General features: G+C 67.1%; 10 protein-coding genes. 3 read left to right on the plus strand and 7 right to left on the minus strand.

Annotated elements, in window-relative coordinates:
- Positions 1-138 precede the first annotated feature (138 nt).
- Together AB4120_RS12580 and AB4120_RS12585 are read left to right on the plus strand one after the other, a co-directional pair.
- On the plus strand, positions 139-1,146 hold the full coding sequence (locus AB4120_RS12580) for a Bug family tripartite tricarboxylate transporter substrate binding protein (protein WP_149135247.1): 1,008 nt from the start codon (positions 139-141) through the stop codon (positions 1,144-1,146).
- A gap of 3 nt (positions 1,147-1,149) precedes the next feature.
- Positions 1,150-1,995, plus strand: a complete 846-nt coding sequence (locus AB4120_RS12585) for a VOC family protein (protein WP_149135248.1) — start codon at positions 1,150-1,152, stop codon at positions 1,993-1,995.
- Positions 1,996-2,040: 45 nt separating this feature from the next.
- On the opposite strand, the gene dut is transcribed toward AB4120_RS12585, so the two are convergent.
- From dut to AB4120_RS12615, 6 genes are all read right to left on the minus strand, one after another.
- Positions 2,041-2,538, minus strand: coding sequence for a dUTP diphosphatase (dut, locus tag AB4120_RS12590; RefSeq protein WP_144202397.1), 498 nt, complete (start codon positions 2,536-2,538; stop codon positions 2,041-2,043).
- 81 nt (positions 2,539-2,619) lie between these two features.
- A complete protein-coding gene (locus tag AB4120_RS12595) occupies positions 2,620-3,654 on the minus strand; it encodes an LLM class flavin-dependent oxidoreductase (RefSeq protein ID WP_149135249.1) in 1,035 nt (344 codons plus the stop codon).
- Between the two features lie 12 nt (positions 3,655-3,666).
- Positions 3,667-4,866 carry a bifunctional phosphopantothenoylcysteine decarboxylase/phosphopantothenate--cysteine ligase CoaBC gene (coaBC, locus tag AB4120_RS12600; RefSeq protein ID WP_149135250.1) on the minus strand — a complete coding sequence of 400 codons (1,200 nt, stop codon included), beginning with the start codon at positions 4,864-4,866 and terminating at the stop codon, positions 3,667-3,669.
- 22 nt (positions 4,867-4,888) lie between these two features.
- The gene (gene lspA / locus AB4120_RS12605; protein WP_149135251.1) at positions 4,889-5,431 is read right to left on the minus strand and encodes a signal peptidase II; all 543 of its coding nucleotides are present in this window, start codon (positions 5,429-5,431) and stop codon (positions 4,889-4,891) included.
- Positions 5,431-8,310, minus strand: a complete 2,880-nt coding sequence (ileS, locus tag AB4120_RS12610) for an isoleucine--tRNA ligase (RefSeq protein ID WP_149135252.1) — start codon at positions 8,308-8,310, stop codon at positions 5,431-5,433. Before ileS ends, lspA begins: the two co-directional genes overlap by 1 nt.
- 113 nt (positions 8,311-8,423) lie before the next feature.
- Complete coding sequence (locus AB4120_RS12615; RefSeq protein ID WP_144202389.1) at positions 8,424-9,422, minus strand: bifunctional riboflavin kinase/FAD synthetase; 999 nt, start codon at positions 9,420-9,422, stop codon at positions 8,424-8,426.
- A gap of 201 nt (positions 9,423-9,623) precedes the next feature.
- Between AB4120_RS12615 and AB4120_RS12620 the strand changes: the two genes are divergently transcribed.
- Complete coding sequence (locus tag AB4120_RS12620; protein ID WP_441642313.1) at positions 9,624-11,429, plus strand: ATP-binding response regulator; 1,806 nt, start codon at positions 9,624-9,626, stop codon at positions 11,427-11,429.
- 71 nt (positions 11,430-11,500) lie between these two features.
- Here the strand turns inward: AB4120_RS12620 and AB4120_RS12625 are convergent, their stop codons facing one another.
- A complete protein-coding gene (locus tag AB4120_RS12625) occupies positions 11,501-12,160 on the minus strand; it encodes a response regulator (protein WP_092300966.1) in 660 nt (219 codons plus the stop codon).
- Positions 12,161-12,297: the final 137 nt, after the last annotated feature.

Genomic DNA, 12,297 nt, shown 5'->3' on the forward strand with positions numbered 1-12,297 from the left:
GTGGATTGTTCCATTTCTGGGCGATCAACGACGCCCGCGCCAGCAACGTGGGCGATCATCGGGCAAAATAGTGGGCGGCGGCGTGCCGCCCTTTCTTTTTTTGTACGCGGTCGGTTGACCGCCCAGCCTGAGTTATCGATGTCTTCTCCCGAACGCGCGCGGCTTCGCCGCCTGCTGCTCAAGACGCTGCCGATGGGGGCCCTGCCCACGTCCCTGGCGTCCTTCGCCGCCGTGACCCATGCCGAAACCGGTGCCGGGAACCGGCCGATTGCGATGGTGTTGCCGTTCCCGCCGGGTGGCAGCGTGGACATCGTGGCGCGCCAGTTGCAACCGGGGCTGAAGACTGGCCTCGGCCAGACCGTGGTGGTCGACAACAAGCCCGGCGCAGGCGGCCTGATCGCCAGCAGCACCGTGGCGCGCGCCAAGCCGGACGGCACGACGCTACTGATGGCGTTCGATACGCACGCGATCAACCCATTTGCGTACAAGAACCTGCCGTACGACACCTTCAAGGACTTCACGCCGATTACCCAGCTGGTGCGCTTTCCGCTGGTCATTGCCGCAAATCCGGCACTCGGCGCATCGAACGTCAAGGAATTGATCGAACTGGCCAAGGGCAAGCCGGGCGGCATTCGCTATGCCTCGTCGGGCATTGGCAGCCTGAACCAGCTGGCCGCCGAGGCACTGGCCACCGAGGCCGGCGTGCAGTTCCTCCACGTGCCCTACAAGGGCGGCGGCCCGGCTGTGCAGGCCGTGCTGGCGGGCGAGGTGGACGTGTTCTTCAGCAGCTTCGCGGCGGTGCAGGCGCACGTGGCGGCCAAGACCATCAAGGTGCTTGGCGTGACCGGCACGAGCCGCATCCGGCAGTTGCCGCAGGTGCCGACCGTGGCCGAGCAGGGCTTCAAGGGCTTCGAGGCGTATTCGTGGATCGGCGTGTTCGGCCCGGCCGGCATGCAGTCCGCCACGGTGACGCGGCTGCACGACGCGCTGGCGGAATCGATCCGCCAGCCCAAGGTGGTCGAGGCGTTGTCGGCCCAGGGTTTCGAGATCGCCGTGGGCACGCCGACGGACCTCGGCAACCTGGTGCGGCACGAGCACGACAAGTGGCAAGCCGTGGCCCGCAAGGCCAATATCCAGTTCGAATAAGCGATGACGGCTGTCTCCGAACCGTTTGACCACGCCGTGGTGGTCTGCGGCGATCTCGATACTGCCGCCGCCAATTGGCGTGCCCTTGGCTTCACATTGACGCCGCGCGGCTATCACACGCTCGGTTCGCAGAACCACTGCATCATGCTGGCGCGCGATTATCTCGAGCTGCTCCACGTGACCGCGCCGAGCCCGAGCCGCCAGTACTACTGGGACGCCCAGCAGCGCGGCGACGGTTGCGCGGCGATGTCCTGCAAGAGCCGCGATGCCTTCGCCACGGCGGCGCGGCTGCGCGCGGCGGGCTACAAGACATCCGATCCGATCGAGTTCTCCCGGCCAGTGCGCCTGGACGACGGCTCGGAGCACCCGGCTACCTTCCGCGTGACGGCCCTCGACGAGGCCCCTGGCGCGCGTTACTTCGTCTGCGAGCACCGCACGCCGGAATTGCTGTGGCGTCCGGAGTGGATGGCGCACGCGAACGGCGCCACTGCCATCGAGGCGGCCTATCTGGTCGTGGAAGCGGGGCAGGTGGGGGCGGCGGCTGCCGCCTATGCGGAGATGACCGCCGGCACGCCGATTTCTGCCGATGATCGCGTCGCGCGCATCGCGGTGGATGGCGCCGAACTGGTCATCGCGACGGCCGATGCGCTGGCTGAGGTGACGGGTACGCTACACATCAGCGCCAAGACGACGGGTTACGCCGCAATTCGGCTTAGCACGCCGGATCTGGCGAAAGCGCTCACTCACTGGGGCACGCAGTCGATTGCCACGGTGGACCTTGGCCAACAGGCCACGCTGATCCCGGCGGCCAGCGCCAACGGCGTGGCGCTGATCTTCGCGCAGGCCTGATCGGGCCTTAAGAACGAGACCTAAGATCGAGCCTTAAAGCGTCGCTCAGCCGGCCTTGGCGTGATGCACGCCGGTCGAGCCGAAGCCGCCCGCGCCGCGGGCGGTGTCCGCCGAAAACTCGGTCACGGTCGTGAACACGGGCCGCAGCACCGGTACGAACATCATCTGGGCGATGCGCTCGCCGGGCTGGATCACGATCGGCTCGGTGCCGGGCGCGTTGCGGTTCCACACACTCACCATGATTTGCCCTTGGTAATCGGCGTCGATCACCCCGATCGAATTGCCGAGTACGAGACCTTTCTTATGGCCCAGGCCCGAGCGCGGCACGATGGTGGCGGCCATGTAGGGGTTGCCCATGTGCACGGCGATGCCGGCCGGCACCAGTTGCGCGGCGGTGCCGGGGGCGATGCTGACCGGGCCGTCCACGCAGGCGTGCAGGTCGATGGCCGCGGCCATGTCGCTCTGGTAGGCCGGCAGACCCCAATCATTGAGACGGGCGTCCAGGACCTTGATTTCGACGGCGGGGTTCAGGGGTGCGGTCATGTGCGAATCCGGGTAAATGGCCTGCAAAGGGCCAGGAAAAATCTGAAGAAGGCGGGGTGGGATGATAACTGCGCGCGGGACTCAGTCGGCCGCTTCGCCGGAGAGGTCGAACGCCTCGGCGAGCAGCTGGTAGGTGCGCAGCCGCGCCGCGTACGACGCTGTCACGCTCAGCACCACCAGCTCGTCGGCCGCGAAGCGCTCGCGCAGCGCCAGCATGCGCTCGGCCACCACCTCGGGCGTGCCGCAGATGGTTCGCGGACGTTCGCGCTCGATAATCATGCGATCGCGCTCGTTCGGTGTGAAATCAGTTGCCTGGGCCAGCGAAGGAATCGGCGCGTTGACGCCATACGCCATCTGCAGGCGGCGGATGTCCACGGCGCGTTCCAGTTCGGCCGCTTCCGCCTCGGTATCGGCGCAGATCACGAAGACGGCGGCCGCGCTGTAGGGGGCATCCTCGTAGCCGGGCTCGAATCCGGCCCGGTACTGCTGGGCCACGGCGTGCCCGCCATGGGCATTGATGAAGTGGGCGAACGCAAAGCGGAGGCCGAGTTTCGCGGCCAGCGCGCCGCCGAAATCGCTCGAGCCGAGCACCCAGAGTTCCGGCCGGGTGTCGATGGCGGGTTGCAGCAGCACGCCTTCGGCCACGTGGCCGGGCGGCACCTCGCCGCGCAACAGCCAGGCCAGGTCCTGCACCTGCTGCGGAAACTGGTCGCCCCGGTTGTACTGGCCCATCGCCACGGCTTGTGCCGTGCGCATGTCGCCGCCGGGCGCGCGGCCCACGCCAAGATCGATCCGGTTGGGAAACAGGCCCTCGAGCATGCGGAACTGCTCGGCCACCTTGAAGGGGCTGTAGTAGGGCAGCATCACGCCGCCCGAGCCGAGCCTGATACGGCTTGTCACACTGCCGAGCCGCGCCAGCATGACCTCGGGCGCCGGGTTGCACACGCCCTGCAGGCCATGGTGCTCGGCGCACCAGTAGCGTGTGTAGCCCAGGTCGTCGGCGAGTTGGGCCAGCTCGACGGTGGCGGCCAGCGCGTCGCGCGCGCTGTGGCCGGCAATCACCGGGCTCTGGTCGAGCACCGACAGGCGCAATTTGGGACGATTCTCAGCAGTCATGCGGTCGGAGGCTCAGACGGGTTTGCGCGGCAGGCGCTGGCCGATAGCGGCCACGAGGTCGCGTGCGAGGGAGAGTTTGTCGGCGCGCGGCAGCCGCGTCATGCCGCCTGCATCGAACAGCACGATCTCGTTGTCGTCCATGCCGAAGGTGTGGTGGCCGATATTGCCCACCAGCAGCGGCACGCCTTTGCGCTGGCGCTTCTGCTCGCCGTATTGCTCCAGGTTCTCGCTTTCGGCGGCGAACCCCACGCAATAGGGCGCATCGGCGCGCGCCGCCACGGCGGCCAGGATGTCCGGATTCTGGACGAATTGCAGCGTCGGCGTGTCAGTGTCGTTGGCCTTCTTGAGCTTCTGCCGGGACACCTCGGCAGGGCGCCAGTCGGCCACGGCCGCCACGGCGACGAAGACGTCGACATCGCGCAGTTGCGCCATCACCGTGTCGTGCATCTGCTGGGCGCTGCGTACATCGGTGCGCACCACCCCGCGCGGCGTGGGCAGCGCGGTGGGGCCGGCCACCAGCAGCACGTCGGCGCCGGCCTCGCGGGCAGCGCGGGCAATCGAGAAGCCCATCTTGCCCGACGACAGGTTGGTGATGCCGCGCACGGGGTCGATCGCCTCGAAGGTCGGCCCGGCCGTGATCAGCACGCGCTTGCCGACGAGCGGCTTGGGCTGGAAGAAGGCGACGAGATCCTCGACGATCTCCGCCGGTTCCAGCATCCGGCCATCGCCGATCTCGCCGCAGGCCTGGTCGCCGGTGCCCGGGCCTAGAATCGCCACGCCGTCCGCGCGCAGTTGCGCGGCGTTGCGCTGGGTGGGCGCGGCCGCCCACATCTGGCGGTTCATCGCTGGCGCCACGAGCAGCGGGCATTCGCGCGCGATGCAGAGCGTTGTCAGCAGATCGTCGCACAGGCCGTTGGCCAGCTTGGCCAGGAAATCGGTGGAGGCCGGGGCGATCAGGATGGCATCGGCCTCGCGCGAGAGGTCGATGTGGGCCATGTTGTTGTCGATGCGCGCGTCCCACTGCGACAGGAACACGGGCCGCCCCGACAGCGCCTGCATGGTCACGGGCGTGATGAAATGCGTTGCCGCCTCGGTCATCGCCACCTGCACGGTGGCCCCGGCCTTGGTCAGCAGCCGGACCAGCTCGGCCGACTTGTAGCAGGCGATGCCGCCGGTCAGGCCAAGGACGATGTGCTTGCCTCGCAGATCCATGGGTAGGCTCTCAGGGTTCCAGTCAGTGACGACGAACGCGTCGCAGTTCGTCCAGAATCAGCAGCACCGCGCCGACCGTGATGGCGCAATCGGCCACGTTGAACGCCGGGAAATGCATGTTGCGCCAGTGGAAGTCGAGGAAGTCGATCACATGGCCGTACAGCACGCGATCCACGACATTGCCGATGGCGCCGCCGAGGATCAGCGACACCGCCAGGCAGAACAGCTTCTGCCCCGTATGGCGGTACAGCAGCCAGACGATGAACCCGCCCACCACCACGCCCAGCAGCGTGAAGAACCAGCGCTGCCAGCCGCCGGCATCGGCCAGGAAGCTGAACGCCGCGCCCTTGTTATAGACCAGCACGAGGTTGAAGAAGCGCGTGACCGGGCGCGACTCGCCATATTGGAACGACCGTGTGATCAGGATCTTGAAGAACTGGTCGATCAGGACCACCAGCAGCGCGAAGGCCATCCAGAGCCAGGGCGTGACGTTGGCACTGCCTCGGCTCTTGGCACTCTTGCGGGCCGGCGTGGCGCGCGTCGATCGGGTGGAGGACGATGCCATCAGGCGTGGCTCCTGTGTTCACCGGCGCCGAACAGGTTGCTGTCGCAGCGGCCGCAAAGGGTCGGATGTTCGGGGTTATGGCCCACATCGGCGCGGTAGTGCCAGCAACGCTCGCACTTCGCGTGTGCCGACGGCGTGACCGTGACGAGCAGGTCGCCGCCTTCCGGCGCGGCCGTGACCTTGGCCGCCGAGGTCAGCAGCACGAAGCGCAGGTCGTCGTGCAGGCTTTGCAGGGCCTCCAGCACCGGGCCGCCGGCCGCGATCGTGACTTCGGCCTGCAGCGACGAACCGATCTCGCCTTCCACACGCACCGACTCCAGCTGCTTGGTCACCTCCGCGCGCACGGCGCGGATTTCGTGCCATTTTTGTAGGAGATCGTCGGCGTTGTCGACGGCGGGCACCGCGTAGTACGTGCTCGTGAAGATGGTGTCCGTGTGCTCGGTGCCGTGGGCGAAGACCTGCCACGCTTCCTCGGCCGTGAACGACAGGAACGGCGCCATCCAGTGCAGCATGGCCTGGGTGATGTGATACAGCGCGTTCTGGGCGGCGCGGCGGGCCTGCGAATCGGGCGCCGTGGTGTACAGACGGTCCTTGAGCACGTCCAGGTAGAAGCCGCCCAGGTCTTCCGAGCAGAAGGTCTGGAGCTTGGCCACCACCGGGTGGAACTCGTACGCCTGGTAGTGCGACAGCACTTCCTTCTGCAGGCGGTCCGTCAGCGCCACGGCGTAGCGGTCGATCTCGAGCCATTCCGAGGCCGGCAGCGCATGCTTGGCGTGGTCGTAGTCGGTCAGGTTCGACAGCAGGAATCGCAGCGTATTACGAATCCGGCGATAGCCTTCCACCACGCGCTTCAGGATTTCGTCCGAGATCGACAGTTCGCCGGAGTAGTCCGTGGAAGCCACCCAGAGGCGGATGATCTCGGCGCCCATCTTGTTGGAGATGTCCTGCGGCGACACGGTGTTGCCGACCGATTTGGACATCTTGCGACCTTCGCCGTCCACGGTGAAGCCGTGGGTCAGCAGCGCCTTGTACGGCGGCTTGCCGTACAGCATCGAGGCGGTCAGCAGTGACGAGTGGAACCAGCCGCGATGCTGGTCCGAGCCTTCGAGGTACAGGTCCGCCAGGCGGCCATCGGGGGTGTCGGCAGCCGGATCGTAGAGGTCATCGCGGTGCGAGCCCCGGATCACGGTCCAGTGCGTGGTGCCGGAGTCGAACCAGACGTCGAGCGTGTCGCGGTTCTTTTCGTAGACGGCGGCCTCATCGCCTAGCAATTCCTTCGGATCGAGCGCCTGCCAGGCCTCGATGCCGTGCGCCTCCACGCGCTGGGCAATCTGCTCCAGCAACTCCGGCGTGCGCGGATGCAGGGCGCCCGTTTCCTTGTGGACGAAGAACGCCATCGGCGCGCCCCATTGGCGCTGGCGCGAGAGCGTCCAGTCCGGGCGGTTGGCGATCATGTTGTGCAGCCGCTGCTTGCCCCAGGCGGGGTAGAACTCGGTGGCCTCGATGCCGGCCAGCGCGGTCGCGCGCAGCGTGGGGCCGTTGTCGACCGGCTCCACGTCCATCCCCGCGAACCACTGCGAGGTGGCGCGGTAGATGATCGGCGTCTTGTGACGCCAGCAGTGCATGTAGCTGTGCTCGTACTTATGCGAGTTGAACAGGTTGCCGGACTCGCGCAGCACCTCCACGATCTTGGGATTCGCGGCCCAGATCGACAGCCCGCCGAACAGCGGCAGCGTGCTGGCGTAGACGCCATCGCCCATCACCGGACTGATGATGTCCGCGTCGGGCATGCCGTGCGCCTTGCACGACTGGAAGTCTTCCACACCATAGGCGGGCGCCGAGTGGACGATGCCGGTGCCGGTATCGGTGGTCACGTAGTCGCCGAGGTAGACCGGCGAGGTGCGCGCGTAGCCGGCATCGACCTTGGCCAGCGGGTGGTGGAAGCGGATTTCCGACAGCGCGTCGCCGCGCGCAGTGGCCACCACGCTACCTTCCAGCGCATAGGTCTTGAGTTGTTCCTCGACGCGATCCTTGGCCAGGATCAGGAAGCCGCGCGGCGTGTCCACCAGCGCGTATTCCACTTCCGGGTGCATGTTCAGCGCCTGGTTGCTCGGGATGGTCCACGGCGTGGTGGTCCAGATCACCACCCAGCCGGGCTTGCCTGCGAGCTGCGCCACCGGCACGTGGAAGGCATGCGCGAGCTTCTCAGGCTCCGCGAACGGGAAGCCCACGTCGATCGACAGGTCGGTCTTGTCCTTGTACTCGACCTCGGCCTCGGCCAGCGCCGAACCGCAGTCGAAACACCAGTTCACGGGCTTCAGGCCACGGAACACGTACCCCTTCTCCATGATCTTGCCCAGCGCACGCAGCTCATCGGCCTCGTTGCTGAAGTTCATGGTCAGGTAGGGGTGGTCCCAGTCGCCCAGCACGCCCAGGCGCTCGAAGTCCACCTTCTGGCGGGCGATCTGCTCGGTGGCGTAGGCACGTGCCTTGGCCTGCACTTCCTGCACCGGCAGGCCCTTGCCGAACTTCTTCTCGATCTGGATCTCGATCGGCATGCCGTGGCAGTCCCAGCCCGGCACGTACACGGCGTCCAGGCCGGTCAGCCCGCGCGCCTTGATGATCATGTCCTTGAGGACCTTGTTCACGGCGTGGCCGATGTGGATGTCGCCGTTGGCATACGGGGGGCCGTCGTGCAGCACGAACTTCTTCGCGCCCTTGCGCGCGGCGCGGATCTTCTTGTACAGCTGCTTGTCCTGCCACTGCTTCACCCATTGCGGCTCGCGCTTGGGCAGGTCGCCACGCATGGGGAAGGGGGTATCCAGCAGGTTCACCGGATACTTGCTTTTCTCGGGCTTGGCGCGTTTCTCGTCGGACATGTTCGATTCTCGGGGCAATTCGGTTGGGCGCGGCGGGTGGATGGCCGGCGCGCTGGTCATGGGCTACGGCGGGGCGGGTCCCGGCTGCTGCAACCTCTGGCAGCGGCCGGCCGCTAGCTAATTCGGTCGGTGGCGGAGGTGGCGAAGTCGCGCCGGCCCGGGCCGGCCTCGGTGCCGCCGGGGGCGGCCAGGCCGAAGAAGGCGCGGGCGTCGAGGGTGTCCTGGGCGATGGCGGCCGTCAGGGCCTCGAGCGTGTCGAAGCGCGCTTCGTCGCGCAGCTTCTTCATGAATTCCACGCGGACCAGCTTGCCGTACAGGTTCTCGTTGAAGTCGAACAGATGCACTTCCAGCAGCACGCGGCCGGCATCCTCGACGGTGGGCCGGACGCCGATGCTGGCCACGCCGGGCAACGGATGTTCGGCCAGCCCGTGCACCTGCACCACGAAGATGCCGTTCACGGCGGGCCGCTTGTGCGAGATCTTGAGGTTCAGCGTCGGGAAACCGAGGTCACGGCCGAGCTTGCGGCCGTGGATCACGTGCCCGCTGATGGCATAGCCATGGCCGAGCAGGCGCCGGGCGTGCTCGAGGTCGCCGTCGGCCAGCGCCTGGCGCACGGCCGAACTGGAGATGCGGATGCCGCCTTCGGAGACGGAGCCCATCTGCTCGACGTCGAACCCGAACTGGCGGCCCGCTTCCTGGAGATAGGCAAAGTCGCCGGCGCGGCGGGCGCCAAAGCGGAAGTCATCGCCCACCAGCACCCAGCGCGCGTGCAGCCCGTGCCAGAGCACGTTCTCGACGAATGCCTGCGGGGACTGGGCGGCGAAATGGGCGTTGAAGTGTTCCACGACCACGCGGTCTACCCCGTTGCGGCGCAGGGCGTCGAGCTTGTCGCGCAACAGCGCGATGCGCGTGGGCGCGTGCTCGGGGGTGAAGAATTCGCGCGGATGCGGCTCGAACGTCATCACACAGAGCGGCAGGCCGCGGGCATCCGCGGCAGCGCGGGCGCGGGCGAGCAACGACTGGTGGCCGCGATGCACACCGTCGAAATTGCCGATGGTGAGCGCGCAGGGCGCCCGGCTTTCGGCGTTGGGCAGGCCGCGGAAGACTTTCACGAGGACGGCGGACTTAGCGTTTTGGGGAAAGGGAGCATTATAAGGCGAATGGGGCGGCTTGCCCCGCTTTGGGGGTGGACCGGGCCAGCCGGGGGCCGGGCAGGGCGGCACCTTGCCCGCAAGCGTTGATTTTGTGCGTCATCCGGCCCGCCGGGCGTGGCGCCCTCAGGCAAAAGCCGGCATGATATGCGCGACTCGGACATGCCAGGGCCCCCTTTGAACGCGCTGCTCAACAAGATATTGCCCCCGCCCGGGCCACAACTCGACACCGAGACGCGGGCCAAGCTGCTTGCCACCGTGCACCGCGTTTCGCCCACCGGCATCGCCGCGTCCGTCCTGCTGCCGTGGCTGACCGCCGCTGCCTTCTGGAACGAGGCCAACCATATCGCCCTGCTGGCCTGGTGCGCGATCATGGCCGTGCTGACCGCCGGCGGCACCTGGTTCTACCTCGGCTACCAGCGCGACGCCGGCAAAATGAGTCGTTCAGTGCACACGCGCAAGTGGTGGAACCACATGCGTGCCATCGCCTTCCTCACCGGCCTGACCTGGGGCAGTTCTGCGCTGCTGCACCTGTATTCCAGCTCCGTGGTGTTCTCGAGCGTGCTGTACCTGCTCACGCTCGGCGTGCTGGCGGGCGGCGCTACCTCGCAATCGCCCATCCCGTCGAACCTTGTCTTCGCGGGCGTGCCGATCCTCGTGCCGAACGTATTGCTGGCCGATTTCGCCTTCCCGAACCACGGCGGCTACGTGCAGGTGCTGCTCGCCCTGTACGCGTTGATGCTGGCGCGCCACGCGCTGAACCTGCAGCAGACGCTGGTGCGCGCCATCCAGCTGGAGAGCGAAAGCCGCCGGCTGGCCAAGCAGTTCCAGGAGGAAAAGGAGCGCGCGCTCCACGCCAGCGAGGAGAAATCCCGCTTCCTGGCCGCCGCCAGCCACGACCTGCGCCAGCCCGTGCATGCGCTGGTCATGCTCGTGGAAGCGTTGCGTGCGCGCAACCAGTCGAGTTCGCTCCATCCGCTGGTGGAACAGGTCGCGGCCGGCACGCAGACCATCGACCTGCTGTTCCGGTCCTTGCTCGACCTCTCCAAGCTCGAAGGCCGCAAGGTGCTGCCGACGTTGGAGCCGTGCGAGCTGAGTTCGCTGATCAACGATGTCATGAGCCAGTTTGCCGCCGATGCGCGCGACAGCGGCCTGACCCTGAGCCCGCGCGTGCCGAGCGAGCTGTACGCGATGGCCGAGCCGGTGCTGCTGCGCCGTGCGCTGTTCAACCTCGTGCAGAACGCGCTGCGCTATACCAAGCGCGGCGGCGTGCTGGTGACGGCGCGGCAGCGGCGCAAGCACATCCGGCTCGAGGTCTGGGACACCGGGGCCGGCATCACGCCGGAGCACCTGCCGGACATTTTTTCGCCGTATTACCAGGTTCATAACCCGCAGCGCGACCCCTCGCAGGGTCTGGGGCTGGGTCTGGCGATCTTCAAGGAATGCGTGCGCCTGATGCGCGGCACCTATGGCGTGCGCTCGGTGCCAGGCAAGGGTTCGGTGTTCTGGTTTGCGCTGGCGCCGGTGCCGGCGGAGACCGTGGAGGCCGTGCGCGCCATGCGCGCCAACATCCAGGCGCAGGAGGCCAAGCCCGAGCGGCTGCGCGGCACGGTGCTGGTGGTGGACGACGACAGCCAGATCCGCAAGGCCTGGATCGCGCTGATGGAGGCGTGGGGCATCCGCGTGGCCTGCGCCGCCCATGGCGCCGAGGCCGACGCGCTGTTCGCCAAGGGTCTGAAGCCGGACATCATCTTCTGCGACCTGCGCCTGCCCGGCAGCGAAAATGGCCTGGATCTGCTCGAACGCTGGCAGACCACGCAGCCCCAGGCGCGCAGCGCACTGCTGACCGGAGACCTGAAATCGGCGGCGCTCCAGGCCGCCGAGGAGGCGGGCTACTTCGTGCTGCCCAAGCCGGTGGACCCCAGTAATCTGCGCATGCTGCTGCGGCGCTGGCTCCATCCGGCCTGACCATCGTTCGTGTTGCAATGCAAAACGCCACCGCTCGGGGTGGCGTTATGGCTTGAAGATCCTACGATGGATTACTGGCGAAGCCGGAACCGTTCCATGCGCGACATGACCTGCATCCGCGTGCGCACGCCCAGCCGTTGCAGGATGGCGGAGACGTGCTCCTTGACCGTATTCTCGGTGAGCCCCAGCTTGCGGGCGATGACCTTGTTCGGCAGTCCTTCCAGCACCAGCGCGAGCACCGAGCCCTGGCGCGGCGTCAGGCCCAGCTCGGCCGGCGTCACGGGAATGCCGTGGGCGGGGCCGAAGGACTGGGAGCGGCCGGAGAGCGCCTCGTCGGTGGGGAAGCTGGTATCGCCGGCCAGCACCTTGCGCACGGCGGCCGTGAAGGCGTTGGCATCGAGGTGCTTGCCCACGAAGCCGCAGGCGGAGAGCGCCCGCGCGCGGCCCACGATCTCTGGTGTGGCCTCGGCGGACATGAAGATGAAGCGCGCGCTCGGGATCACGGTCTTGAATGCCAGCATGGCATCGAAGCCGGTACCGTCGTTCAGCCAGATATCGAGCAGCACGATATCGGGGCGCAATCCCTGGTTCAGCGAGTGGAGAGCTTCCTTGGCACTGCCCGCCGCATGGACGGCAACATCAGGCATTACCTCCGCGAGAAATGCGGTGGTGCCTGAGAGGGCCATAGGATGATCATCGACCACCAACAAAGTCGGTGCAGCGTTCGACATGCGTATTCCCGTCTAATTTCCCGTCTCGTCCTTGTTGTCACCTACTTGCACAGTGGCGCGTGGACGTAGTGACCACTCTATCAGAGCGGGGAAGGCGTCACAATCCATCACACAGGGGTATATGCATCGTACTGGGC

The organism is Cupriavidus sp. 2KB_3 (assembly GCF_052115685.1).
Classification (GTDB): domain Bacteria; phylum Pseudomonadota; class Gammaproteobacteria; order Burkholderiales; family Burkholderiaceae; genus Cupriavidus; species Cupriavidus campinensis.

Coding starts and splice junctions, on each gene's coding strand:
- AB4120_RS12625 (WP_092300966.1), bottom strand. CDS start 12,160: ATGTCGAACGCTGCACCGACTTTGTTGGTGGTCGATGATCATCCTATG.
- AB4120_RS12585 (WP_149135248.1), top strand. CDS start 1,150: ATGACGGCTGTCTCCGAACCGTTTGACCACGCCGTGGTGGTCTGCGGC.
- dut (WP_144202397.1), bottom strand. CDS start 2,538: ATGACCGCACCCCTGAACCCCGCCGTCGAAATCAAGGTCCTGGACGCC.
- ileS (WP_149135252.1), bottom strand. CDS start 8,310: ATGTCCGACGAGAAACGCGCCAAGCCCGAGAAAAGCAAGTATCCGGTG.
- AB4120_RS12620 (WP_441642313.1), top strand. CDS start 9,624: ATGCCAGGGCCCCCTTTGAACGCGCTGCTCAACAAGATATTGCCCCCG.
- lspA (WP_149135251.1), bottom strand. CDS start 5,431: ATGGCATCGTCCTCCACCCGATCGACGCGCGCCACGCCGGCCCGCAAG.
- AB4120_RS12595 (WP_149135249.1), bottom strand. CDS start 3,654: ATGACTGCTGAGAATCGTCCCAAATTGCGCCTGTCGGTGCTCGACCAG.
- coaBC (WP_149135250.1), bottom strand. CDS start 4,866: ATGGATCTGCGAGGCAAGCACATCGTCCTTGGCCTGACCGGCGGCATC.
- AB4120_RS12580 (WP_149135247.1), top strand. CDS start 139: ATGTCTTCTCCCGAACGCGCGCGGCTTCGCCGCCTGCTGCTCAAGACG.